Source organism: Actinoplanes sp. M2I2, from assembly GCF_023544445.1.
Classification (GTDB): Bacteria; Actinomycetota; Actinomycetes; order Mycobacteriales; family Micromonosporaceae; genus Actinoplanes.
Genome location: NZ_JALPVJ010000007.1, coordinates 414,546 through 437,756, shown reverse-complemented (window position 1 = coordinate 437,756; position 23,211 = coordinate 414,546). Strand labels below are relative to the sequence as shown.

At 71.3% G+C, this 23,211-nt stretch carries 28 protein-coding genes and 1 tRNA gene; 11 read left to right on the top strand and 18 right to left on the bottom strand.

All coding sequences use genetic code 11. The annotated features are described in order from the left end of the window. The first annotated feature begins 16 nt into the window (after positions 1–16). On the top strand, positions 17–658 hold the full coding sequence (locus HJC40_RS16530; protein WP_250001964.1) for a fasciclin domain-containing protein: 642 nt from the start codon (positions 17–19) through the stop codon (positions 656–658). Beyond that, on the top strand, positions 658–2,136 hold the full coding sequence (locus tag HJC40_RS16525) for a molybdopterin-dependent oxidoreductase (protein WP_250001963.1): 1,479 nt from the start codon (positions 658–660) through the stop codon (positions 2,134–2,136). The genes HJC40_RS16530 and HJC40_RS16525 overlap by 1 nt, the downstream gene beginning before the upstream one ends. 6 nt (positions 2,137–2,142) lie before the next feature. Here the strand turns inward: HJC40_RS16525 and HJC40_RS16520 are convergent, their stop codons facing one another. Then, complete coding sequence (locus tag HJC40_RS16520; protein ID WP_250001962.1) at positions 2,143–2,433, bottom strand: hypothetical protein; 291 nt, start codon at positions 2,431–2,433, stop codon at positions 2,143–2,145. Between the two features lie 364 nt (positions 2,434–2,797). Here HJC40_RS16520 and HJC40_RS16515 point away from each other — a divergent pair, with 364 nt between their 5' ends. Then, positions 2,798–3,175 (top strand): hypothetical protein, encoded by a 378-nt coding sequence (locus HJC40_RS16515; protein ID WP_250001961.1) that lies wholly within the window; start codon positions 2,798–2,800, stop codon positions 3,173–3,175. A gap of 10 nt (positions 3,176–3,185) precedes the next feature. On the opposite strand, the gene HJC40_RS16510 is transcribed toward HJC40_RS16515, so the two are convergent. Then, positions 3,186–4,097: an AraC family transcriptional regulator gene (locus tag HJC40_RS16510; RefSeq protein WP_250002082.1), complete on the bottom strand. Its 912-nt coding sequence runs from the start codon at positions 4,095–4,097 to the stop codon at positions 3,186–3,188. A gap of 380 nt (positions 4,098–4,477) precedes the next feature. On the opposite strand from HJC40_RS16510, the gene HJC40_RS16505 reads away from it, so the two are divergent. Then, on the top strand, positions 4,478–4,834 hold the full coding sequence (locus HJC40_RS16505) for an STAS domain-containing protein (RefSeq protein ID WP_250001960.1): 357 nt from the start codon (positions 4,478–4,480) through the stop codon (positions 4,832–4,834). A gap of 66 nt (positions 4,835–4,900) precedes the next feature. Here the strand turns inward: HJC40_RS16505 and HJC40_RS16500 are convergent, their stop codons facing one another. From HJC40_RS16500 to HJC40_RS16485, 4 genes are all read right to left on the bottom strand, one after another. Beyond that, positions 4,901–6,436, bottom strand: coding sequence for an MDR family MFS transporter (locus tag HJC40_RS16500; protein ID WP_250002081.1), 1,536 nt, complete (start codon positions 6,434–6,436; stop codon positions 4,901–4,903). A gap of 143 nt (positions 6,437–6,579) precedes the next feature. Continuing rightward, positions 6,580–7,212, bottom strand: coding sequence for a TetR family transcriptional regulator (locus HJC40_RS16495; RefSeq protein ID WP_250001959.1), 633 nt, complete (start codon positions 7,210–7,212; stop codon positions 6,580–6,582). Between the two features lie 73 nt (positions 7,213–7,285). Further along, a complete protein-coding gene (locus HJC40_RS16490; RefSeq protein WP_250001958.1) occupies positions 7,286–7,855 on the bottom strand; it encodes a dienelactone hydrolase family protein in 570 nt (189 codons plus the stop codon). 20 nt (positions 7,856–7,875) lie between these two features. Then, the gene (locus HJC40_RS16485; protein ID WP_250001957.1) at positions 7,876–8,676 is read right to left on the bottom strand and encodes an alpha/beta hydrolase; all 801 of its coding nucleotides are present in this window, start codon (positions 8,674–8,676) and stop codon (positions 7,876–7,878) included. A gap of 72 nt (positions 8,677–8,748) precedes the next feature. Between HJC40_RS16485 and HJC40_RS16480 the strand changes: the two genes are divergently transcribed. Continuing rightward, on the top strand, positions 8,749–9,078 hold the full coding sequence (locus HJC40_RS16480) for a helix-turn-helix domain-containing protein (RefSeq protein WP_250001956.1): 330 nt from the start codon (positions 8,749–8,751) through the stop codon (positions 9,076–9,078). Here the strand turns inward: HJC40_RS16480 and HJC40_RS16475 are convergent. Together HJC40_RS16475 and HJC40_RS16470 are read right to left on the bottom strand one after the other, a co-directional pair. Further along, positions 9,075–9,446, bottom strand: coding sequence for a VOC family protein (locus HJC40_RS16475; RefSeq protein ID WP_250001955.1), 372 nt, complete (start codon positions 9,444–9,446; stop codon positions 9,075–9,077). The two genes, HJC40_RS16480 and HJC40_RS16475, sit on opposite strands and share 4 nt — an antisense overlap. A gap of 34 nt (positions 9,447–9,480) precedes the next feature. Beyond that, positions 9,481–9,951 carry a hypothetical protein gene (locus HJC40_RS16470; protein WP_250001954.1) on the bottom strand — a complete coding sequence of 157 codons (471 nt, stop codon included), beginning with the start codon at positions 9,949–9,951 and terminating at the stop codon, positions 9,481–9,483. 49 nt (positions 9,952–10,000) lie between these two features. Here HJC40_RS16470 and HJC40_RS16465 point away from each other — a divergent pair, with 49 nt between their 5' ends. Beyond that, positions 10,001–11,176 (top strand): serine hydrolase, encoded by a 1,176-nt coding sequence (locus tag HJC40_RS16465; RefSeq protein WP_250001953.1) that lies wholly within the window; start codon positions 10,001–10,003, stop codon positions 11,174–11,176. Positions 11,177–11,229: 53 nt separating this feature from the next. Next, a complete protein-coding gene (locus HJC40_RS16460; protein WP_250001952.1) occupies positions 11,230–11,592 on the top strand; it encodes an SgcJ/EcaC family oxidoreductase in 363 nt (120 codons plus the stop codon). Here HJC40_RS16460 and HJC40_RS16455 read toward each other — a convergent pair whose 3' ends face one another. Beyond that, positions 11,593–13,293 carry a CocE/NonD family hydrolase gene (locus HJC40_RS16455; RefSeq protein ID WP_250001951.1) on the bottom strand — a complete coding sequence of 567 codons (1,701 nt, stop codon included), beginning with the start codon at positions 13,291–13,293 and terminating at the stop codon, positions 11,593–11,595. A gap of 141 nt (positions 13,294–13,434) precedes the next feature. Between HJC40_RS16455 and HJC40_RS16450 the strand changes: the two genes are divergently transcribed. Beyond that, positions 13,435–15,117, top strand: a complete 1,683-nt coding sequence (locus HJC40_RS16450; RefSeq protein WP_250001950.1) for a serine/threonine protein kinase — start codon at positions 13,435–13,437, stop codon at positions 15,115–15,117. A 4-nt stretch (positions 15,118–15,121) separates the two neighbouring features. Here HJC40_RS16450 and HJC40_RS16445 read toward each other — a convergent pair whose 3' ends face one another. Continuing rightward, positions 15,122–15,616 carry a helix-turn-helix transcriptional regulator gene (locus HJC40_RS16445; protein ID WP_250001949.1) on the bottom strand — a complete coding sequence of 165 codons (495 nt, stop codon included), beginning with the start codon at positions 15,614–15,616 and terminating at the stop codon, positions 15,122–15,124. A gap of 193 nt (positions 15,617–15,809) precedes the next feature. Between HJC40_RS16445 and HJC40_RS16440 the strand changes: the two genes are divergently transcribed. Then, the gene (locus HJC40_RS16440; RefSeq protein ID WP_250001948.1) at positions 15,810–16,124 is read left to right on the top strand and encodes a hypothetical protein; all 315 of its coding nucleotides are present in this window, start codon (positions 15,810–15,812) and stop codon (positions 16,122–16,124) included. On the opposite strand, the gene HJC40_RS16435 is transcribed toward HJC40_RS16440, so the two are convergent. After that, on the bottom strand, positions 16,102–16,887 hold the full coding sequence (locus HJC40_RS16435) for an isocitrate lyase/phosphoenolpyruvate mutase family protein (RefSeq protein ID WP_250001947.1): 786 nt from the start codon (positions 16,885–16,887) through the stop codon (positions 16,102–16,104). The genes HJC40_RS16440 and HJC40_RS16435 overlap by 23 nt on opposite strands. Positions 16,888–16,957: 70 nt before the next feature. Here HJC40_RS16435 and HJC40_RS16430 point away from each other — a divergent pair, with 70 nt between their 5' ends. Then, positions 16,958–17,932 (top strand): helix-turn-helix domain-containing protein, encoded by a 975-nt coding sequence (locus HJC40_RS16430; protein ID WP_250001946.1) that lies wholly within the window; start codon positions 16,958–16,960, stop codon positions 17,930–17,932. On the opposite strand, the gene HJC40_RS16425 is transcribed toward HJC40_RS16430, so the two are convergent. Then, positions 17,916–18,644, bottom strand: coding sequence for a GAF domain-containing protein (locus HJC40_RS16425; protein ID WP_250001945.1), 729 nt, complete (start codon positions 18,642–18,644; stop codon positions 17,916–17,918). The two genes, HJC40_RS16430 and HJC40_RS16425, sit on opposite strands and share 17 nt — an antisense overlap. Positions 18,645–18,748: 104 nt before the next feature. After that, positions 18,749–19,099, bottom strand: a complete 351-nt coding sequence (locus HJC40_RS16420) for an STAS domain-containing protein (RefSeq protein ID WP_250001944.1) — start codon at positions 19,097–19,099, stop codon at positions 18,749–18,751. 375 nt (positions 19,100–19,474) lie between these two features. Between HJC40_RS16420 and HJC40_RS16415 the strand changes: the two genes are divergently transcribed. Beyond that, positions 19,475–20,188 carry a GAF and ANTAR domain-containing protein gene (locus tag HJC40_RS16415; RefSeq protein WP_250001943.1) on the top strand — a complete coding sequence of 238 codons (714 nt, stop codon included), beginning with the start codon at positions 19,475–19,477 and terminating at the stop codon, positions 20,186–20,188. Between the two features lie 133 nt (positions 20,189–20,321). Here HJC40_RS16415 and HJC40_RS16410 read toward each other — a convergent pair whose 3' ends face one another. The 5 genes from HJC40_RS16410 to HJC40_RS16390 form a co-directional block, all read right to left on the bottom strand. Further along, the gene (locus tag HJC40_RS16410; RefSeq protein WP_250001942.1) at positions 20,322–20,828 is read right to left on the bottom strand and encodes a GNAT family N-acetyltransferase; all 507 of its coding nucleotides are present in this window, start codon (positions 20,826–20,828) and stop codon (positions 20,322–20,324) included. A gap of 310 nt (positions 20,829–21,138) precedes the next feature. After that, the gene (locus HJC40_RS16405) at positions 21,139–21,300 is read right to left on the bottom strand and encodes a hypothetical protein (RefSeq protein ID WP_250001941.1); all 162 of its coding nucleotides are present in this window, start codon (positions 21,298–21,300) and stop codon (positions 21,139–21,141) included. Between the two features lie 250 nt (positions 21,301–21,550). Then, positions 21,551–21,622, bottom strand: a tRNA-Arg gene (locus tag HJC40_RS16400). 63 nt (positions 21,623–21,685) lie between these two features. Further along, positions 21,686–22,348 (bottom strand): DUF305 domain-containing protein, encoded by a 663-nt coding sequence (locus tag HJC40_RS16395; RefSeq protein WP_250001940.1) that lies wholly within the window; start codon positions 22,346–22,348, stop codon positions 21,686–21,688. After that, the gene (locus HJC40_RS16390) at positions 22,348–23,160 is read right to left on the bottom strand and encodes a DUF3105 domain-containing protein (protein WP_250001939.1); all 813 of its coding nucleotides are present in this window, start codon (positions 23,158–23,160) and stop codon (positions 22,348–22,350) included. The genes HJC40_RS16395 and HJC40_RS16390 overlap by 1 nt, the downstream gene beginning before the upstream one ends. Positions 23,161–23,211: the final 51 nt, after the last annotated feature.

The window sequence follows — 23,211 nt, the reverse complement described above, 5'->3', positions numbered from 1 at the left end:
AAGATAGGGACGAATCATGCGTGCAATGAAGTTCACCGCCCTCGCGGCGGCGACGCTGTTCTCGATCTCGCTGACCGCGTGCGGCAGCGACTCCTCCGACAGCGGTAGCGACACGGGGGCGGCCCCGGCCCCGACGGCCACCAGCGCGGCCCCGGCCAGCTCGGCGCCGATGGACATGATGACGACCTTCGGCGCCGGCTGTTCGGCCGTGCCGACGGACGCGTCGAACCCGGGCAGCTTCCAGGCCATGGCCCAGGTGCCGGTGGCCACCGCCGCGTCGGGCAACCCGCTGCTCTCCACGCTGGTGACCGCGGTCAAGAAGGCCGGACTGGTCGACTCGCTCAACTCGGCCGACGGGATCACCGTCTTCGCGCCCACCAACGACGCGTTCGGCAAGATCCCCAAGGCGACCCTGGACAAGGTGCTGGCCGACAAGAAGACCCTGACCAGCATCCTGACCTACCACGTCGTGCCCGGAAAGCTCGCCCCCGAGGCGCTGGCCGGCCCGCACAAGACCCTGCAGGGTGGCGAGGTCACGGTCAGCGGCAGTGGCGAGGACTTCAAGGTGAACGGCGACGCCTCGGTGATCTGCGGCAACGTGCAGACGGCCAACGCGACCGTCTACATCATCGACTCCGTCCTGATGCCGAAGAGCTGATGCGGCCCCTGGCGGGGGCGGTCGCCGGACTGGTGTCCGCGGGTTTCGGGGTGGCGGTGGCCGAGGTGCTGGCGGCCGCCACCCGGCCGGCGGCCGGGCCGCTGGTCGCCGTCGGCGGCGCGGTCATCGACGCGACGCCGACCGCGGTGAAGGAGTTCGCGGTACGCGAGCTCGGGACGAACGACAAGCCGGTGCTCCTCGGAGTCATCGCCCTGGTGGTCGCGGCCCTGGCCGCGGCGGCCGGGATCGCGGGCCGCCGCCGGCGGCTCGTCGCGGTGGCCGGGCCGGCGCTGCTGGGCCTGGCCGGCGCCGGGGCGGCGCTGTCCCGTCCGGCCGCTCAGCCCTACGACGTGGTGCCGTCCCTGGTGGGGGCGGCGCTGGCCGGGCTGGCGCTGTGGTGGCTGCTGCGTACCAAGCCGGACCCGTCCGGCGTACGGGTGGACCGTCGTGGTTTCCTGCGGGCTGCGGCCCTGGTGGCCGGGGGTGCGGTGGTGGCCTCGGGCGGGGCTGTGGCGGTGCGGCGCTCGGTCGGCGGGGCGCGAGCACGGGCCCGGGCTTCGGTGCGACTGCCGGCCGCGGCCGATCCCGGTCCGCCGGTGAACGCCGGGCTGCTCACGCCCAACAAGGACTTCTATCGGGTGGACACCGCGCTCACCGTGCCGCGGGTCGACCTCGACGGCTGGTCGTTGCGGGTGCACGGGATGGTCGACCGAGAGCTGCGGGTCTCGTTCGAGGACCTGCTCGACATGCCGCTGATCGAGCGGCCGATCACGATGACCTGCGTGTCCAACGAGGTCGGTGGTCCCTACATGGGCACGGCCAAGTGGCTCGGCGTGCCGTTGGCTCCGCTGCTGCGCTCGCTCGGGATCGAATCCGGCGCGCAGCAGGTGGTGGCCCGCTCGGTCGAGGGCATGACGATCGGCACGCCGGTGGCCACGCTGCTGGACGGGCGGGACGCGATGCTGGCGGTCGGCATGAACGGGGAGCCGCTGCCGCTCGAGCACGGGTTCCCGGTGCGGATGGTGACCCCCGGGATCTACGGGTACGCCGGCTCGTGCAAGTGGCTGGATTCGCTCGAGCTGACGACGTTCGACCAGTTCGACCCGTACTGGGTCTCGCGCGGCTGGGCGGCCGAGGCCCCGGTGAAGACCGGATCACGGGTCGACCGGCCCAAACCCTTCACCCGGCTCGACGCGGGGGTCGTGACCGTGGCCGGCGTCGCCTGGGCGCAGCGCCGGGGCATCAAGACCGTCGAGGTACGGATCGACGACGGGGAGTGGGCGACCGCCGAGTTGTTGCCGGTGCCGTCGGTGGACACGTGGGTGCAGTGGCGCTACTCGTGGCGCGCGACTCCGGGACCGCACTCGATCGCCGTACGGGCCACGGACGAGACCGGGGCCGTGCAGATCCAGGACCGGGCCACCCCGTTCCCCAGCGGAGCCACGGGGTGGCACACGATCAGCGTGACGGTCGCCTGAGCCTGCTCAGGGAACGGTGCGCTCGATGGCAGCGGCGCCGTCCCGCTCCAGTTCGACGCGGGCCCGCTCGACGTTCTCGGGGGTCGGGTCACGGCCCTCGGCGACGGCCAGGTCCTCCGGGTCCCAGGGCTGGTCGGCCCCGGTGCGTACGACCGGTTCCTGGCCCGGCTGCAGAAACTCGGGGGTGTCGGGGTCGGTGCCTCCGCCGGTGATGAACGCGTCGACCGCGACGTCGTCCTCGATGGCGTCGGCGACCTCCGGTGTCTCCTCCAGGGGCTGACGGATCTCGTCGGTCATGATGTCCTCCCACGCTTGGCTGCTCGGTCTATACCCCCTTGGTGCGTCTTCTGACCGAAGGTGTGGCGCGCATCCCGGTCGAGCGGCGTCCGCGTGCGGTGGACCGGTTCCGCGCAGATCGGATGGTGGAGTGCCGTCGTCGCACGTCGTACCGCTTGCGGAAAGGGACGATCATGCTGTCGCATGGGCAAACTGAGCGCTAACTGGACAGGGCCTGCGCGTTACGGATGGACGCTGAGTAGTGAGCCGAATACATTTTCGGCTTGACGTCTGTTTACAGCGGGCCGGTCGGAGGTATGCCGGTCCCGCCGCCGAGCGGGCGCGTGAGGGGGAGACGCATGACCGAGAGTCGGGGAGGGCGGTCGTGACGAGCCTGTCCGATGCCGAGCGGGACGCCTGTGACGTGATGCAGGCACTGGCCGGCCTGGCGTCCCTGCTGCGCCGTCCCGTCGCCGATGTGCCGGGGCTCGACCCGGGTGACCCCGCGGCCGAGGATGCCCGCCGTCTGCTGCTGAGCCTGGCCGAGGACGGCGGCGAGGCGGCCGTCCGCGTTCTGGCCTATCTGCGGACCCAGCGGGGGGCCGGCGACGGCGAGCTGGCGGCGGTTCCCGTCCGGCTGGGCCCGTGGCGTGAGTGGGTTCCGCCGCGCGGCCACATCTTCGGCCTGGCGCCGGCGCGCCCCGCTCCGAACGAGGTTGCGAACGAGGTTCCGCAGCCCCGCCGCAGCGACCCGGGCGAGTGAACGGCGGCCCTCACCGCGACGATCGCAGCGTCTCCGACGGGGACTCACCGAAGCGGCTCCGGTAGGACGAGGCGAACCGGCCCAGATGGGCGAATCCCCACCGATGGGCCACGGCCGCGACCGTCACCCGCGCGGGATCCGCTCGCCGCAGGGCCTCCTGCGCACGATCCAGTCGCACCTGCTGCAGGTAGGTCATCGGCGCCAGGCCCAGGTGGCGGCGGAAGCCCTCCTGCAGCGAGCGGACGCTCATGTTGGCCGCGCGAGCCAGGTCGGTCACGGTGAACGGGCGCTCGGGCTCGTTCTGGATGGCGTCGACGACCCGGCGGATGGCCCGGGGCGGGCCGGCGCTGATCGGGCCGGTCAGCTCGTCGTGATAGCGGTGCGGCAGGCACAGCAGCAGACCGTTCAGCACCGAACAGCGCAACTGCTCGGCGATCAGGGGCTCGTAGAAGAGGCTCCGGTCGTACGCGAGCTCGTCGCACAGGAGCCGGACCAGCCGGAGCCAGCTATGCCCCGGGCCGGTGGAAAGGTCCACCTCAGGGGGGAGGCACAGCGGTCCCTCGATCGGGTGACCCAGCAGCCCGGACAGTTCGTCCTCCAGGGCCTTGCGCTCGACCTTCACGGCCAGCTCGGAGGAGTTGGCCTCCCGGGTGGTGGAGACCGGGCTGCCGGGTCCGAAGACGACGCCGGTGAACGGGTCGGCGAACACCTCGCGCCCGGCGTGCCGGGCGTGCAGGCGGCCCAGCGTCGGCGTGGTGACGTGGTAGGCGTCCAACTCGGCCACCAGCAGCGTCACGGGGCTGGTGAAGCTTAAATGTCCTACCGTTAGAGGTCCGAGTTGGATCACTCCCACGCCTAGCTCGAAGTCGGCCACGTCCTCCGGCGTACCAACCGCCACCGGGTAGTAGAAACGATTTAGCATCAGGCGCGCCTCATCGATGTCCACCCTGCTGAAGGGGACTACTTCCGGCACTTCGGAGAAAATGTGGGCGGACCTCGGGGGGATGTCAACCATGCCGAAGTGAGTCCCATCGCATACGGTGAGTATTCGACCCCGGCATGCTGAACGTCAACGTTCCCGCCACGCTCTGACCGTTCCAGCACATTCAGGCCATATGAACTACTCTGGCGTTCCGCGCCTACGTGGCGTAACTTGCAGACCAGCGGATTGTTGTAGGAACGCGGTCGGAGAGCGGCGCCCGGGCAAGGCGTTCGACGCCCCCCAAGACTTTTGTGGTCGACGGTGCGCCCTCCACGCGGAAGGTCGGTGTCGGCCCGCTCGACGCCAGGAAGAGGGCAGCCGTGTATCTGCCGATCACCACGCGCCAGTTGGCCGATGGCACCGTCGAGATCGCCCCCAGCGGTGAGATCGACCTCGACAACGCCCACGTGATGCGGGACGCCGTCAACGACGTGCTGACCACCTCCACGCCGGGCAAGATCTGCCTCGACCTGCAACGCGTGATGCTGATCGACAGCATCGGCATCGGCATCCTGGTGGCCTGCTTCCATACGGCCGCCGCCAGCGGCATCAAGCTGGTGGTCAGCCACCCGAGCCCGACGGTGTACCGCCAGCTCTGGGTCTCGGGCCTGGTCGGTCTGCTGGGCTGCGCCGAGCCGCCTTCGCCGCGCACGTCGGTGGGCCTGCGCCCGTCCTGACCCCGACACCTTTGTGAACGAGACCGGGCCGCCCCTGCGAGAGGGACGGCCCGGGTCGCGTCGTGATCAGTGCAGTGGGATGCCGGTGGCGGCGGCCTCCTCCTGGGCCCGGCGCTCGTCGCCGCTCAGGGTCGACAGCGGCTTCTCCTTGATGAAGAGCACCGCGATCACGGCCAGGGCGGCGATCGGCGCGCCGATCAGGAACAGCTCCGCGGTCGCCGTGCCGTAGATGTCCTTGACGACGGCCAGCACCTGCGGAGGCAGCGTGCTCACGTCGGGCACCTCGGCCGTGCCGCCGTTGCCGGCCGCGGCGCCGAACTTCTCGGCGAACCCGGAGGTCACCTTGCCGGCCAGGACGGCGCCGAGGGCGCTCACGCCGATCGCCCCGCCCATGCTGCGGAAGAACGTCAAGGTCGAGGTGGCGGCGCCCAGCTCGGCCGCCGGCACGTCGTTCTGCGCGGCCAGCACCAGGTTCTGCATCAGCATGCCGACGCCGATGCCCAGGACCGCCATGTGGATCGAGATCATCAAAACGCTCGTGCCGGCGCCGATCGTGCTCAGCAGCAGCATGCCGATGGTCATGATGATCGCGCCGGCCACCAGGTAGATCTTCCACCGGCCGAATTTCGTGATGAGCGCTCCGGCGACCACCGAGGAGACCAGAAGACCGAAAATCATCGGCAGGCTCATGAGGCCGGCGACCGTCGGGGACTTACCCAGCGCGACCTGGAAGTACTGCGACAGGAACACCGTGCCGCCGAACATGGCCACGCCGACCAGCACGCTGGCGACGATGGTCAGGGTGACGGTGCGGTTGCGGAAGATGCCGAGCGGGATGATCGGTTCGTCGGCGCGGGACTCCACCCACACCGCCAGCGCCAGCAGCACCACACCGCCGGCCACGAACGCCGCGGTCTCCCCCGAGGCCCAATCGAAGTGCTGGCCCGCGAGCGTCGACCAGATCAGCAGGGTGCTGACCCCGGCCGTGATGAGGAACGCGCCCAGCCAGTCGATCTTCACCCCGGCCCGCCGTACGGAAGGAAGGTGGAGGGTCTTCTGCAGCAGCGCGATGGCCGCGAGCGAGAACGGCACGCCGATGAAGAAGCACCAGCGCCAGCCGAGCCACGACGTGTCGACCAGGACGCCGCCGATCAGCGGGCCGGCGATGGTCGCGACGCCGAAGACCGCGCCGAACATGCCCGAGTAGCGGCCCATCTCGCGCGGCGGGATGATCGCGGCGAGCACGATCGTGGCCAGCGCGGTCATGCCGCCGGCCCCGATGCCCTGCACGACGCGGCTGACGATCAGCACGCCGACATCGGGCGTGAAGCCGGCGATGAGCGAACCGGCCACGAACAGCGCCAGGGAGATCTGGATGAGCAGCTTCTTGTTGTAGAGGTCGGCCAGCTTGCCCCAGAGCGGGACGGTGGCCGTCATCGCGAGCAGCTCGGTGGTGACGATCCAGGTGTAGACGGACTGGCTGCCGTCGAGGTCGGCGATGATCCGCGGCAGCGCGTTGGAGACGACGGTCGAGGCCAGGATGGCCACGAACATGCCGAGCATCAGGCCGGACAGGGCCTGGACGACCTCGCCGCGCGACATCCGGCCGCTGTCCGCGGCGGGGGCGACGGCCTCGTCGACCGCCTCGGCCGTGACCGGCACGCCGCCGAGGGCGACAGCGTCCTCGGCGACGACGGCTTCGGCCCGGTCGGCCGGGTCCGGTCGATCGGACGGACTGGTCAATGTCATCGAATGTCCTCGTGGGTAGGAGCTGAGGTGGCGAGGCCAGTGGCCAGGACGCCGAAGGCCTCGCGGACGAGGTCGTAGAGGTCGCGGCCGTCCCCGGCGGTGGCCCAGCGCATCATCGCGGTGCGGAACGCGGCCCCGACCAGGGTGGCGGCCAGCTGCGGGAACAGGTCGCCGGTGGGCAGGCCGGTGCGGGCGGCGACCGCGACGACCGTCTCCTGTTCGGCGCACTCGCCCCGGGCCACCAGCACCGGCAGCAGCGACGGATTGCTCCGGATCACCCGCAGGCGGAGCAGCCAGAAGTCCCGTTCCCGCTGGATCTCGGCGATGTCGGCGCTGATCGCCTCGAGCAGTGCCGGCACCAGCGGGACGTCGGCCGGCACGGCCAGCAGGCGGTCGCGCATCGACGGCCCGTGCGGCAGCGGACCGCCGAGCAGGGCGTCGTCCTTGGTGGCGAAGTAGTTGAAGAACGTGCGCGGCGAGACGTCGGCCGCCTCGCTGATGTTCTCGACGGTCACGTTCTCGAGGCCGCGCTCGTCGGCCAGGCGCAGGGCGGCCGCCATCAGCGCAGCCCGGGTCTGCTGCTTCTTGCGATCGCGACGCGTCGGCGCCGCGGCTGGAGTCTGGGCCACCCCGGAAGGCTAGGGCCAGGTTTGCAGCGGCTGCAAACTTTTACGGAATGCAGTGATGCGCATTACGCAAGTTCTACGAGAGCCGGAGGAACTCCGCGCACCGGTGCCACACCAACTCGGTGGCCCAGGGGTCGTGATCCGGCAGGTCTTCATCCATCCACAGATGACTGACAGCGGGGTAGCGGTAGACCTCGAAGATCGCGCCGGCCGCCTCCATGCCGTCGATCCAGCGCTCGACGGCGGCGGCCGGCACATATTCGGGGTCCGGATCGGCGAAGTGCAACTGGGCGCGCAGTCCGGACCGGACCTGGCCGGCGGTGATCGCCGCGCCCGACAACAGCAGCACACCGGCGGTCTGCGGGCGTTCGGGCAGCAGCGCGTCCACCACACCCGTACCCATGGAGAACCCGACCAGCACCGTGCGCGGCGGCATGTCCCGCAGGGCCGTCCGGGCCCGGTCGACGATCTCGGACCAGCCCACCTTGTCGGCCAGCGCGGCGCCCTCGTCGACCGAGTCGGTGGCCGGCAGCCCGTACAGGTCGGGGGCCACGACGGTGTGCCCGGCGGCGCGCAGCCGCTCGGCGGCGGTGAGCACCGACGGTCGCAACCCGTACAGGGAGTGGAAAATCGCGACCGACGCCATACCGCCATGGTGCCGGACGGTCAGAACCGGCGGAGGAACTCTGCCGTCGAAGTCACAGCTTGGGACACGTACGGCTCGGTGTCGTAGAGATCGGTGTGGCGCTCGCAGTCGAGCCAGAGGGTCTCGTCGGCGGCCATCGCCTCGGCCAGTTCGGGCGAGCAGTAGTCGTCGCGCCGGCCGTGCACGATCAGGCTCGGCGGCAGCAGCGGCCGGATGCCGAGGACGTCCAGGGTCAGCAGGCTGTGCAACGACCCGCGGGTGACCCGGTTGGTCCAGTTGGCCGGGTGCGCCGAGTAGTACGCCCACGGTTCCTCACCCGGCATCGCCGCGTCCCCGTCGGCGGCCACGGCGGGCAGGAACTCGTCGTACCGGTCGATCAGGTCGGCCAGCGACTTCCGGTACGCCTCGACGCCCATCCGCTCGGCGAACCAGCGCGGGCTGTTGTAGGCACCGGCGATGCCCGCGACCGCGACGACCCGGGGATCGGTGGCGGCGGCGCGCATCGCGTACCCGCCGCCCAGACAGATGCCGACGAGAGCGACCTGGTATCCGGCCAACGACGTCACCGCGGCCCGTAGGTCGGCGAGTTTGCCCTGGCTGTCCTCGTGGTGCGGGCGGCCCTCGCTCTCCCCGAAGCCTCGATGGTCGAAGGCCAGCACGGTGAAGCCCTCGGCCGCCAGGCGCTCGGCGTACAGGCCGGTCACCTGCTCCTTCACGCCGGTGAACGGTCCGGTCAGGACGATGGCGCGGCGTCCGGTGGATCGGTGGACGACGCCGGAGAGGGCCAGGCCCTCGCTGTGGATGGTCACGCGTTCGGTCACGCGGCGACACTAGGCTGCGAGCAAGCGGGAGGGCCAGAAGGCACTTTCGCGTACCCATAGACGGGGGTGCTCGTGGACCTGGTCGTGCCCGACGTGCTCGAGAAGAGCTGTACCACCCGGCAGGCGCTGGAGCGGCTGGCCGCGAAATGGCGTGTGCTGCTGGTCTATTCGCTGCTGCCGGGGCCGCGCCGCCCGGCCGAGCTGCGGCGGCGGGTGCCCGGCATCACGCAGAAGATGCTGACCGAGACGTTGCGCGGCATGGAGGCCGACGGCCTGGTCGAGCGACGCGTGCTCAAGGAGTCGGCCCCCCAGCATGTCGAGTACGAGCTGACCGCGCTCGGGCGCACGCTCGAGGAGCCGCTCGCGGCTATCTGCCGCTGGGCCGCGCAGCACCCGGCCTAGTCGGGCACGCGCCGGCTGATCTTCAGGAGCAGGCCCTCGGGGGTGCGGACGTGGAGCTGCTCGCCGAAGTCGCGGTCGGTGCCCACCTCGTCGACCGGGATGCCGGCCCGGTGCAGCTGGGACTCGAGCTCGGCCAGCGGCATCGCCGCGTCGAACGTCAGCTCGACGGTGTCCTCGCCGCGGGCACGGTCGGGCGGCCGGCGGAGCAGGCCGATCTGGATCGTGCCGAGCTGCAGGAGCACCCAGTCGGTGTCCTCGCCGCCGTGGATGACCTCGCCGCCCAGCTGCCGGTAGAACGCGATCGACGCGGCCAGATCGTCCACGTGCAGCATCGGGCGGAGCAGCAGCCCCGGGTCTGTCGGTGTCATGCCGCCTCCTCACTCTCGCCCGAGGCTCAACGACTCAGTCGTTGAGCTGGGTGTGCTCGATCTCGGTGAGGGCGGCGGTGAGGATCTCACGCGGCGGCCGGGCGCCGAGCTGGTCGGCCAGCAGCAGGGCGGCGTGGCGGGCCAGCACGTCGGGCTTGGGCGCGGCCGTCTCGTCCTCGTCGAGCACGCCCAGGGCGGCGGCCAGCAGGTAGAGCACCACCTGCGGATCGGTGCCGGGATGCCAGGCCGCGGCCGACCGGACGCAGCCGGCCAGCACCTCACGGACCGCGTCGCTGTCGAGGCCGTCGGGGTGGCCCCGCTCGAGCAGCAGGCGGATGGCCGTGCCGAGGATGAGACCGGTCTGGGCCGCGTCGAGCGTGGCGAGCTCGGCGGTCGCCGCGTCGAGCGCGCCGGCGTCGTGCGCCTGCGCCGCGGTCACGGCGGCCGAGGCCGCGGCCGCGATGGGCCGGGCCGGAGCCGGCAGGTGCCGCCAGTTGTGATCCATGCGACGACGATAGCGGCGGCCACCGACAGGAAATGGCAGTGTGGGACCCATGTCGAGTCAACTCGAGCAAGCCATGGCCGCGCGGGTCCAGCGCGGTGACTTTCCCGGTCTCGTGGCCCTGGTGGCGCGCGGCGACGACGTGCGGGTCGAGACGGCCGGGGTCACCGAGTTCGGTGGTGACGTCGCGATGCGCCGCGACACCCCGTTCCGGATCACCTCGATGACCAAGCCGGTGCTCGCCGCCGTCACGCTGATGCTGGCCGAGGACGACGTGCTCGACCTCGAGGAGCCGGTGACGCGGTTCCTGCCCGAGCTGGCCGGCCGGCGGGTGCTGGCCCGTCCCGACGCCGCCCTCGACGACACGGTTCCGCTCGAGCGTCCGGTCACGATCGAAGACCTGCTGACCTTCACGCTGGGATTCGGCTTGGTCGTCGACGCCGAGGGCGAGGTCAACCCGCCCTATCCGATCGTCCGGGCCTGGCAGGATCTCGATCTGCGGCTGGCCGAGCCCGAGCCGCGCACCCGGCTGGGGCCCGACGAGTGGATCCGGCGATTCGGCACGTTGCCGCTGATCCACCAGCCGGGCGAGAAGTGGATGTACAACGCGGGCACGACGGTTCTGGGCGTGCTGCTCGCCCGCGCGTCCGGGACGACCCTGGGCGACCTCCTGCACGAGCGGCTCTTCGCCCCGCTCGGGATGCGGGACACCGGCTTCTGGCTGCCGGCCGAGCGGCTCGCCGGGCTGCCGGCCCACTATCAGACCGACCCCGGGACCGGCCGGCTCAGCCGCTCCGAGATCGAGCCGCTCGAGGCCTGGACCGAGCCGCCGGCGTTCCCCAACGGCTCGGCCGGACTGCTGTCCACCGCGGACGACTACCTGGCCTTCGCCCGCCTGTTGCTCGACGGGGGCGTGCACGGCGGCACCCGGCTGCTCTCCGAGAAGTCGGTCGCCGCGATGACCACCAACCACCTCACCGACGAGCAGATCGCCGGTGGTGGCGTCTTCCTCGACGGGGCCGGCTGGGGTTACGGGCTGGCCGTCACGGTCACCGGCGACGAGGTGAGCGGCCCCGGGCGGTACGGCTGGGCCGGTGGGTTCGGCACCGACTGGTTCACCGACCCGCGGGAGGGGTTGATCTTCATCCTGCTGAGCCAGGTGAGCGATCTGCTGTGGAACGGCGCTCTGCCCGAGCTGAGCAAGCTGGCGTACGAGAAGACTCCGTAAAGTGGGTGCCGGCCCCGCTCAAGAGCTGGGCGGGGCCGGCCTGGGGAGGCTCGATGACCAGTCTGGACGCGGTGACGGCCTGGATCGCCAACTATCGCCGGGCGTGGGAGTCCAACGATCCGCGGCACATCGCCGATCTCTTCGCCGAGGACGCGGCCTACTTCACCGAGCCGTTCGCCCAGCCCTGGCTCGGCCGCGACACCATCGTCGAACGGTGGCTGGCGATCAGGGACGAACCGGGCAGCACGACCTTCGAGTGGCATCCGCTGATCGTCACCGAGGATCTGGCGATCATCGAGGCGACGACGACCTATCCGGACGACGCCTACAGCAATTTGTGGGTGCTCCGGCTCGACAATCTGGGCCAGGCCCGTCAATTCACCGAGTGGTGGATGAAGCACCCCGACAAGAAATGATCATTCGGGTCCGGCGACCGGCAGAATGAGACGCGAGCGCGCACAGTGGGCGGTGTGATCCTGCGGCCGCATCATGTGGGCCACGGCCGGTTCGCCCGGGGTGCCCAGATTGCGGGCGAACCGGGGGAACGAACCACCCGAGATCTGCAGGCGCAGGCGGTGACCGGCCGCGAGCCGGTGGAAGCACGGGTCGAGCGTCAGCGTGAGGTGCTGTGGCCGACCGGCGGGCACGGCGGGATCGAGCCGCAGCAGGCGGTCCGAGAAGTTGTGCGAACGGCCGCGCCAGTCGACGTCGCAGAGCCGCACGAAGACGTCCGCGTGCGCCGGCTCGACGGCGAGAGCCAGTTCGAGGACGGGTGACCCGATCACGTCGACGGCCGTGGGCAGCGGCTCGGTGGTGAAGGTCAGCACGTCGGCGCGGGCTTCGAGAGCCCGGTTGTCCTTGACGCCCATCGAGCCGGTGAGCGTGCGCCCGCCGACGGTCGGCGTCGGGTCGGCCGGGTCGTACCGGAAGCTCACGGTCTCGTCGGTGGCCGGCGCGGGTGGGGGCACCGACACCGGCGGGGCGGCCGGATCACCCGGGCCGGGCGGGGGCGTGGCCGTCAGTGTCAACGTCCGGTCGGCGTGCAGCTGGAACACGGCCGGAGCCGACGGCGGGGGCCACGACGCCGGCCCGTGCCAGCGTCGCTCGCCGGTGCGGAAGACGTGGACCGGCGACCGGCGGGTGGCGGGGCCACCGGCCAGATGCTGGTCGAGCCACTCCAGGCTCTCGCGGGCCACGGTCGCCGCGCCCTGGATGCCGATCTGCAGGTGGGTCCACCCGCCGACGGTCAGGCCCACCTCGACGCCCCGGGCACTCAGGGCCGCGTACTGCTCCAGGGTCTGGTCGAGGAAGAGGTCCTGCCAGCCGCCGATCAGCAGCACCGGCGCCTCGACCCGGCTCAGCGCGCCGCCGGCCCGGTAGGGCAGCCACCAGGGATCGTCGCCGTCGGGGTGCGAGAGCCACTCGCGATACCAGGGCGCCCGGCCCCGCAGCACCGGATCGGCCGCGTCGGGCAGCGGCACCCCCCGCAGCGCGGGCCGCAGCCGCCGCGATGCCGACACCCCGTTGGCGCCCCGGCGCAGCAGCCCGCCGTCCTCCTGATGAGCGATCATGTCGCTCCAGCCGAGGAAGTCGCCGACCGTGAACGTGCCCGTCCCGAACACCGCCTCGCGGAAGTCGTGTGGACCGACATAAACGACGGCGGCTCGCAATTCCGGCGGCGGGTCCTGCATCAGCGCCCATTGGGCCCAGCCGAGGTAGGACGCTCCCAGCGTGGCCAGCCGCCCGTCGAACCACGGCTGTTCGCGCAGCCAGGCCACGGTGTCCTGACCGTCCGCGGCCTCCTGGGCCATCGGCTCGAACCGGCCGCCCGACCCGAACGTGCCCCGCACGCTCTGGATCAGCACGTGGTAGCCGCGCGCCGCGAACAACCGGCCGTTCATCGCCGACGAGGGAAAACCCCGTCCGTACGGCGTACGGAGGAGGACAGTCCCGCGGGGCCGGCCGGTGACCGGCGCGTAGTGGTCGCCCACCAGCACCACGCCGTCGCGCATCGGGGTGCGCACCGCCGCCACCACGTAGTCGTTCGCCGCCGCGCCCTGCCGCAGCAGCCGGCCGAGGGTGGCATCGGCGATTCGCTGCCGGACCGAGTTCGCCATGCCGCTCCTTGATCGATTTCCGGCGCCGCGGAGATCAATTCTTCCGGCGCCGCGAAAACCATAGGCGTAAAGCGAAAGCGAGCGCTATTCGAGGCTTGTTCGGATGTGCGATTTCCCGGCCGGACGGGCAGACTGCCACGGGTGGAAGTTCAGCAGGCGCTCGGCGGCCGCTACACCTTGCTGAGCGAACTCGGCCGAGGTGGCATGGCCGTGGTCTGGCGTGCCCGCGACGAGGTGCTCGGCCGGTCGGTCGCGGTCAAGGTGCTCGCCCAGGGATTCGCGCGCGATCCGCAGTCGCGCGCCCGCATCCGTGACGAGGCCCGCTCGGCGGCCACGCTGTCCCACCCCAACATCGCGCAGGTCTACGACTACGGCGAGGCCGACGAGGACGGCAACCCCCTCCCGTACGTGGTGATGGAGCTCGTCAACGGCCCGACCCTGCAGCAGCGGGTGTCGTCCGGGCCGCTGCCGCCGCGCAAGGTCTTCCGCATCTGTGGCGAGGTGGCCGCCGCGCTGGCCGCCGCCCACGAGGACGGCCTGGTCCACCGCGACATCAAGATGGCCAACGTCATGGTCACCCCGGCCGGCGTGAAGGTGGTCGATTTCGGCATCGCCGCCGTGGCCGGTCCCGCCGCGCCCGAGGACAGGCTCGTCGGCACCCCGGCCTACCTGGCGCCCGAGCGGCTCACCGGCGACGCGGTGGTGCCGGCCTCGGACGTCTACGCGCTCGGGGTGCTGCTCTACCGGCTGCTGGCCCACGGTTCGCCGTGGAGCGCCGAGACCACGACGCAGATGCTCGAGGCCCATGTCTACATCGATCCGGACCCGATGCCGCGGCTGCCGGGCGTCCCCACCGCCGTGGCCGAGCTGATCGACCGCTGCCTGCTCAAGGACCCGGCCGAGCGGCCGAGCGCGGGCCAGGTCGCGGCCGTCCTGGGTGACGCGGCCGAGGCGGCGGCGGCGGATGCCGTACGCGAGGACCACGAGCCGGCCGCGAAGGTGCCGCGGCCCTCGCCGCCCCGGGAAGCCCCGCGCTATCTGGCCCAGCCGACCGTCGTCGCGCGGCCCAACGACCGGCCGATCGTCGCGGGGGCCCCGGCGAGCCACGGCAACCTGGGGGAGTCGTCCCGCTTCGACCAGCCACGCAACTCGGCCTGGCCGGCCACCGCGCTCGACCGTCCGCCGCACGGATCACGCGGGCGCCCGGCCGCGGCCGCCGGCGGGACGGGCACCGTACGGAAGAAGTATCTCGTGGCCGGCGGCGCCGTGGCTGCTGTGGCCGTCGCCGCGCTGGTCACCTGGCTTGCCGGCGGCGACCCGGAGCCGGGCCGGCGGCAGCAGGCCGCCGACGTGCCGGTCTCGGTCGCGCCCAGCGTGACCGGCTCGTCCGCCGTCCGTCCCCCGGCCGCCACTCCGGGCCGCGGCGGCACGGCCCCCGTGATCACCGACGGCCCCGGTCGTCCGGCGATCGTGGGCAGCGGCCCGGCGCCGACCACCGCACCGCCCGCGGCCCAGCCGGTCCGGCCCAGCGCGAGCGAGCCGTCGGCCGAGCCGAGCCGGTCGACCGAGCCGACGTCGTCCCCGCCGGTGGCGCCGCCCATCGGGCAACGCCTCGAGTCGCCGGGTGGCGCGGCCTTCGCGACGTGCGAGCGCGGCAAGGCCACGCTGACCGCGTCCGAGCCGGCCGAGGGCTTCACGGCCCAGACCATCGAGGCCGGCCCGGCGCTCACCGCCCGGGTGCTCTTCACCGGGGCGAGAGCCAGATATCGGATGGCCGTGACCTGCGTGGGCGACACCCCCACCCGCGTGGTCCTGCCGCTGTGACGCGTCACCCGCGCAGGGTCTGACCGGGGCTGCGACCGTACGCGGCGCGGTACTCGGCCGCGAACCGCCCCAGGTTGGTGAAACCCCAGCGCCGGGCCGTCTCGCGCACGGTCACGCCGGGCCCGCCGGCCAGCAGTTCCTGGTGCACGCGGTCGAGGCGTACACGGCGCAGGTAGGTCGTCGGCGTGATCCGCAGATCCCGGCGGAAGGCGGTCTGCAACGCGCGGATGCCGACGCCGGCCGCGGCCGCGATGTCGCCCACCGTGAGGGGACGCTCGGGATGGTCCTCGATGAACGCGGTCGCCCGCCGCATCACCGCGGTGGCCGTCCCCGCCGGCAGACCGGTCATCGGGCTGGGGAAGACGGCGATCAACGTCGAGGTGGTCGTCCGGGCCAGTTCGACCGCCACGCCCAGCGGCAGTCGCAAGAGGACGAGAACGGATTCCTCGCGGTTGCGGGCCCGGACGTCGAAGCGTTCCGGTGTTCCGGTCAGTGCCATGAAGTCCCTTTCGCAGCCGCGTAGGGCGGCACGACTACCCGGGACCGACCTCGATGTAACGCTGCGCACACAAATCGGCACAGCGCCGTCCGCTCTGGTTCGGCGGTGCGATCCCGGGCACCCTCCGGTTAACCACCAGCCGGGGCCGGGTAGGACACCCACGGGCATGAGCCCGGAGGAAAGGGGAAGCGAGATGGCCAGGGACAACGTGAACACGGAGGCGGCCGAGGGTCAGCGCGACCGCCGGTTCCACAGCGGCACCCCCGCGCACCTCGACGACGACGAGCTGGCTCGCCGCACCGAGGAAGAGCGGGCCGACGCCGGAGTCACCGACTACAACGCGGGCGACGTCCCGCCGGCCACCGACGACCCGGTGCCGTTCGACCCGCAGGCCGACAACGACGAGCGGGACATCGAAAGTGTCACCGCCCGCCAGGAGGCCGAGGGCGAGAACGTCCCGCTCACCGCGGACAACCCGTTCCCGCCTACGCGGTACGCCGAGTCATGAGGTCGTTGAGCCACCCGTAGTCCAGGGCATCTGCGACGGCGGCGTACGTGCCGGTGGTCAGCGCCTCCTCGGCGGCCCGCCTCACCACCGCGTACGCCGCCTCGGCGACCACGGACCCCAGACTGACCCGGGCCACCCCGAGTGACGCCAACTCGGCCACGCCGGGTGCGCTCGCCGCCCCGGCCAGCACGTTCAGCGGCGCCGGGATCTTCGTGGCGAGCTGCCCCACGATCGCCGGATCCACCACGCCCGGCACGAAGATGCCGTCGGCCCCGGCCGCCAGGAAGGCCTCGGCCCGGCTCACCACCTCGGCGACGTCACCCCGGCCGCGCAGATAGGCGTCGAGCCGCGCGTTGATGAAGAGACCCGGCCCGGCGGCCTCGCGCGCCGCGGCCAGCCGCGCACACTGCTCCTCGACGCTGCGATGGCCGTCCTCGAGGTTGACGCCGGCCGCCCCCGCTGCGACGACCGCGCGCACGGTCGCCGCCACGTCGTCCGGTGTCCGGCCGCCCGACTCGATGTCCGCCGACACCGGCACCGACACCGCGCCGACGACCCGGCCCACCAGCGCGACCGCGTCGTCGCGCCCGAGCGCGTCCCCGTCCGGTGCCCCCAGGCTCCACGCCACCCCCGCGCTGGTCGTGGCGACTGCCCGCGACCCGGCCCACTCGGCGATCCGGGCGCTGGCCGCGTCCCAGGCGTTGACCAGCACGAGGGGCTTGCCCGGGACGTGCAGGGACCGAAAGGCTTCGCTGTTTTCCACGCGCTCAGTCTTCGCGAGCCGCTCCGGGATCCGTAAGGTTTGAGCCGCAGCTAAATCCCCGGAGCCGACCTTGGTCTCGATCGCCCTGTCCGCGACCTCAGCCACCCGCATCCGCTTCGCGGTGTCCTGCCTGTGGGAGGTCCTGGCCGCCGTGCGCATCCTGCGCAGCCCCGGCGTGCCCGCCCTGTACCGCCCGTGGGCCGACCGGACGGCTCTGCCGCCCGACGGTCTGCTGGCCGGCCTGGTCGCTCCCAGCGGCGGCTACACGCCCGACTTCCTGACCCCGCCCCCGGCCGGCCTGGCCGCCGACCTGGCCACCGAGCTGAGCGTCCTGCGCTCGACCCCGCCGGCTGTGGTCCGCGAGCACCTGGATCTTTCACCCGCCGCGCGATCCGCCGCCGTCGCCCTCCTCCACGCCGACCCGCCCACCGGCCTGCGCCGCCTGTCCGACGAGATCGAGTCCTTCTGGTCGACCGCCGTCGCCGCCGACTGGCCGCGGATGAAGTCCCTGGTGGACGCCGAGGTCCAGCGCCGAGCCCGGCGCCTGGCCGAGGAGGGCACCGCCGGCGTCCTGGACGACCTGCATCCCCGGGTCAGCTGGCGGGACGGTGTCCTGCGCATCGACCAGCCGCACTGCACGGCCGCGGACGTACCGACCGGCTCCGGCCTCGTCCTGATCCCGTCGGTCTTCGTGTGGCCCGGGGTCCTGAGCGTGTCCGGGGGTCCCGTCCCGCAGCTGGCCTATCCGGCCGGCGGCGTGGCCACGCTGTGGGAAGGCGGGGTGCAGGCCCCGGACGCGTTGAGCGCCCTGGTCGGCCGGGGCCGCGCCCGCATGCTGGTCGAGCTGGACGCTCCACTCTCCACAACGGAGCTGGCCCACCGCATCGGCATGACCCCCGGCGGCGTCTCCCAGCACCTGACCACCCTGCGGGCCGCGGGCCTGGTGACCACCCACCGCCGGGGCCGGGCTGTCGTCAACACGCGAACTCCCGTGGCCGACGCGCTGCTGGCCGCCGCCGGTCCCCCGGCTATCGCCGGTCGGTGATGACCGCCTGGGCCACGATGGGCAGAGGGGACCCGGTGTCGGCGGCCCGTAACCGCAGTGTGGCGTAGGCCAGGTCGCGCGTGCCGTGATCGGTGGCCACGATGATGCCGATGGCCTGCTGGATGATCGCGCGGACGGCGAACGCGTCGCTGAGCCCGTCGACCAGCTCGTCGCCGCCGGGATCGAGGCCGGGATGGTCGGACAGGCCCGGGGCGGCCTCGTCGTAGGTGGCCCAGACGGCGGAGGTCAGGACCGTCATGGCGATGGAGTCGTGGCCGTAGAGGTTGAGGGCGGCGACGGGCTCGCCCCGGCCGGCGAACAGCGGGATCGACAACGACGTGTGCAAGCCGAGGCGGTAGGCGGTGTCGCGGAAACCGGGCCAGCGCATCGTCTCGGCGATGTCGGCCACGCCGTAGGGCTTCGCGGTCTCCAGGGCGTCGAGGCAGGGTCCGGTCCGGTCGGCGTACTGGGCCTCGTCGACCGCGAGGGCGATGTCGTTGCTGGCGGCGACGGTCGTGTAGGCGTTCCCGCGCCGGGTCGTCACCGACGCATAGCTGACCGGCTCCACCCGTTGCGCGCTCAGCTTCGCGATCGTGACCAGTTGACTCTCGATGCTCGAATGGTCATCGGGCGTGCCGGCCAGGAGGACGAGCGTGCCGCTCAGCCGGCTCCGGCTCTGGGGGACAGGCGGTGTCGGCCGCTGCTGCGTCACTCCAAGACTCCTCCACTGCTCGTCACACCCGACCGCCTCTCGTCGATCCGGCAGGTGCTCGTCTCGTCAGACTCGACCGGATCAGATACCCGCCGTCGGCTGCTTCACGCCCGGCCGGCCAGAACGGCAGCCAATCCGGTGATCTGGAAGACCAGGGCACTGATGCCGTGTACGCCGCGAACAGAGAAGGCGCAGCCGGTGTCGTCGGCGCTGCGCACAGCGCCGAAAATCGTGTTGGCCCCGTCCGCGCCCAGGAACGCGACCCGGCTCAGATCGCAGCAGACCCGACGGTTGTGCCGGATGGCCTGCGTCAGGGCGGTGCGCAGCACGGGTGCGGTCTCCGCGTCGATCTCACCAGCCACATCGATGACGGCGACCGGCAGGTGCTGGACCCCGTCAGGGTGCTCCGTGTGGCGCGAGATCTCGATCAGGACCCTTCCGTCCGGACCGGTCACCGTGGCGGACGTTCCTGGTACGGAGGGGTTCTGGCCATCGGACGTCGCCGCTGCCGGCGACCATGCGGAGGAATGCCGTGAGGTGGACACAGTGCTCCCAGGTGACTGTGACGACAGAAAACCAAGGGCACGCGGCTTGACCCTCGCCCCAATCTAACGCCGATTCGGGCCGTAAACCCTCCGCGCGGCCAGTCAACCCGTTCGTGGTCGCCCCACGGACCGTTACGCTGGAGACTCTGCGACCGCCCGGCCACCACCGGGGGCGGTCCACCGGCGTCAAGAAGTGGCGCTCGTTCCTGGCCTGCTCAGACCAGGGGCAGCGATCCCTTCCGGCCCCGTGTGCAGTGCCGGGGCACGTACAGAGATGTGGCCCCCATGACGTCGTCCGAGCCGCTCGACCCGACTGCCGCTTTCGTCGAACTGGGCCGCATCAAACTCAGTGACACGAACCTCGACCAGATCCTCTCCCGCGTCGCCGAACTGGCGAAACGCAGCCTGCCGGGCGCCACGGAGGTGTCGGTGACCCTGATCCGCGGCGACCGGGCCACCACGGCGGCGTTCACCGGGACGCTGGCCTCGGATCTCGACGAGTGGCAGTACGAGAACGGCCACGGCCCGTGTCTCGACGCCTCCAACGACACGGCGACGCTGTCGCTGCCCGACATGGCCGGCGAGACCCGCTGGCCCGGTTGGACGGCCCGGGCTGTCCAGGCCGGCGTGGGCAGTTCCCTGTCCGTCGGACTCCCGGTCCAGGACAAGGTGACCGGCGCCCTGAACCTCTACAGCGTCGACGTGAAAGCCTTCGACGACGACGCCATCACGCTGGCCCAGACGTTCGCCGGTTACGCGGCCGTGGCCCTGGCCAACGCCCACCTCTACGACGCCACGGCGACACTGGCCCGCCACCTGCAGACCGCCATGGAAAGCCGCGCCGTCATAGAACAGGCCAAAGGCATACTCATGGCCGAACGCCACTGCACGCCCGCCGAGGCCTTCACCATCCTCAGCAAACTTTCCCAGGACACCAACCAGAAGCTGAGAGCAGTAGCCGAAGCCCTGGTAGCCACAGCAAACCCCACCAACAACTAACACCCGGACCACCACCCCAACCCCGACTCGGCTCGACTCGACTCGACGCGTTCCAGCCGCGCCTCTTCGCATCGCCGGCATCGGATTGACTTGAGTCCTTCTGATACCGCCACGAATTTCGACCCGAGTGGTACTAGATGGTGCGTTCGAAGAAACGCCAGTGATGCCGCATCTGGGGTGGGATTTCCGTCTCCTCATAGGGTTCACGCTCGATGAAACCGCGAGAGGCGTACAACGTCTGGGCATCGGCCATGAAGCGGGCCGTGTCCAGACGCACGACCTTGGCGGCGAAGACCTCGCGGGCGTCGGCGAGGAGTCGGTCCAGCAGCGCCGAACCGATGCCGAGACCCCGGCCCCGCGGATCCACGTACATGCGCTTGACCTCAACGATCCCAGGGGTGAGCGTGCGCAGCCCGGCAAGGCCGATCGGCTCGCCACCTTGTTCGGCGACGATCAAAAGGCCGGTTGGGAGCTCGTACGTGGCCAGCGATTCCCGGATCGTGCTCGGATCGGTCGGCGAATCGTCAAGGCCGTATTCCCGGCGGAGCCGGTCGATCCCCCATGTCAGGTAGTCGCCTATCAAAGCGACGAGCGCATCGCCATCCTTGCCGAGATCGGCTCGCCGCAGGCTGATGTCCATGATCCAACGATAGGCCCACGCCGTCGCCGCAAGCCTCCCTCATGGCCGCCCCCGACGAATCGCTTCCCGCACGCCACCGGCGACAAGGACAGTGGCTTCGCTTCCAGCTCCGATGGCCGCTTGACAGCACCGCCGAGACGCCACCCAGGCCGCCCACCGGCGAGGAACACCAACCGAGCCCGGCGACCACGTCAGGTCGCAGTCGAGCATCGGGAGATCCGGGAGCCAAAAGCGGCGAACCGCTGCCCGGCGCCCATTCGTCCATGAGCTCTTCTGGTGTACGAAAGTCGGACAGCAGGTCAATCAGCTATCACCGCTTCTTGCCGCGACGAAGCAGAGCCCATACCAGCAACCTGATGGCGAGCACCCAGAGAAGCAGGATCGCAAGGAACGGCGTCAACCAGAGCGGAAACCCACCGGTAGAGGCGTTCTCTTCAGCCGCCAGCGGCCCCAGTGCCGCAAGGATCTTCACAACGCGAGCGTAGATGAGCGAAACCGGTGCTGACAGACGGCTGATTTCGATGCCGGCCAGGCGACGCCCGTCGGGAGGAGGCGGTTGTCCCGCCACATCAACCACTGAAATCCCACGCCAAAACCATCAACAGCAACCACTGATGGGGGTCCGGGGGCATCCCCCGGCGTGGGGTCTGGGGCTCGGGCCCCAGGAAAGGATGCACAATCGCCAGGTCCGCGCTCTCTGCGGACAAGGATTGCCTCGATTGTGCCCCCGGCAGGATTCGAACCTGCGCTTTCGCCTCCGGAGGGCGACGCTCTATCCCCTGAGCTACGGGGGCTCAGTGGTTTCAGAGCCTAGCAGGAGGATCAGACGGGCCGCCAACCGGTATCCGGCGGCCCGCTCAGGATCCCTGGGTCTGCTTGAGGAGGCTGTCGATCAAAGCCAGTTCGCTCTGCTGGCCGGAGACCATCGTCTGGGCCAGCCAGTCGATGTTCTCGTCGTCGGAGAGCTCGATCGCCTCCTGCGCCATGTGGATGCCACCGAGGTGGTGGGCCCGCATCAGCGTCAGGAACTGCACGTCGAGGGCGTTTCCGGAGGCCTTGCGCAGGGAGTCGAGCTGCTCGGGGGTGGCCATGCCGGGCATCAGGCCGTTGACCACGGAGCCGGCCGAGTCGGGCATCCAGGCCATCGCGGGCTGGGTGCCGGTGGGGCTGAGGTCCCAGTCGCGCAGCCAGGCCTGCATGTAGCCGATCTGGCCGTGCTGGGTCAGGGCGATGTCACCGGACAGGGTGACGATGCGCGGGTTGGTCGAGTTGGCGTGGGCGAGCATCGACATCTCGACGGCCTGGGCGTGGTGGGTCGACATGTCACGCAGGAAGCCGGCTTCGGCCGAGTCGTTGCCGGGGTGCGTGAAGCGGGGGATCAGCAGGCCGGCGGCGACGCCGAGGAGCAGGCCGAGGATGAGGGCGGCGACGACCGGCCAGGGCCGCGAGCCGCGGGCCGGGGTGTCACCGCCGGGGGCGGCGACCGTGGCCGCCGCCCCCGGGTCGGTAGTGACCGACATCAGCTGCCGCTGCCCGCCGCGCCGGGCGCGCCGGCGGGGGCCAGCGGGCCGGTGGAGGTGTTGCCGCTGGAGCAGGCCGCGCCGGGCTCCATGCTGGAGACCAGGCGGGTGTCCTGGATGAACTGGTCGATCTTGCTGTCGTTGACGTCGTCGGTCTTGAACTGGTAGCCCCAGACCTGCACGGAGACGTTCTTGTCGAGGCCCGGGTAGGGCGACATGAGCGTGTACTCCTTGCCCTGGACCTTCTGCTTGAGCACCTCGACCTGGTCGGCCGGCAGGCCCTGCTTGTAGGTCACCCAGACGGCGCCGTGCTCGAGGCTGTGCACCGCGTGCTCGTTGGCGATGGGCTGGTCGTAGACGTCGCCCATGCAGTTCTGCCAGGCGCTGTTGTGGGCGCCGCCGACGGGCGGGCTCGTCACGTACTGCTGGGGGCCCTCTTTGTGGTCGCGGGCGTCGATCGCCGCGTTCTTCTGCTCGCGGTAGTTGGTCACGCCCGCGATGTCGGCGACCTTGTCCTCCCAGCCGCGGGAGCCCTTGACGGCGGCGAACACGCCGTAGCCGATGATGCCGACGGCGATCAGCACGACCACGCCGGCGACCGCGATGGGGCCCCACGGGCGGCTGCCCGCGACCTTGACCGGCGTGACCGGTTTGCGGCCCTTGCCGCCGCCCTTGCCGGCCGGCGTCTTGCCCGAGGGGCCTCGACCGGCCGCCTTCTTGGCAGCGGAAACGGGGGGCTTGCCCTGGCCGGAGGTCTTGTCGACCTTGACGGACTGCGGGACCCGCTCGGGACCCGGCGTGCTCATGCTCATCGTGCCTCGTCGATTCTTAAGAAGAAGGATGGCGGGGCTCGGGTGGCCGCC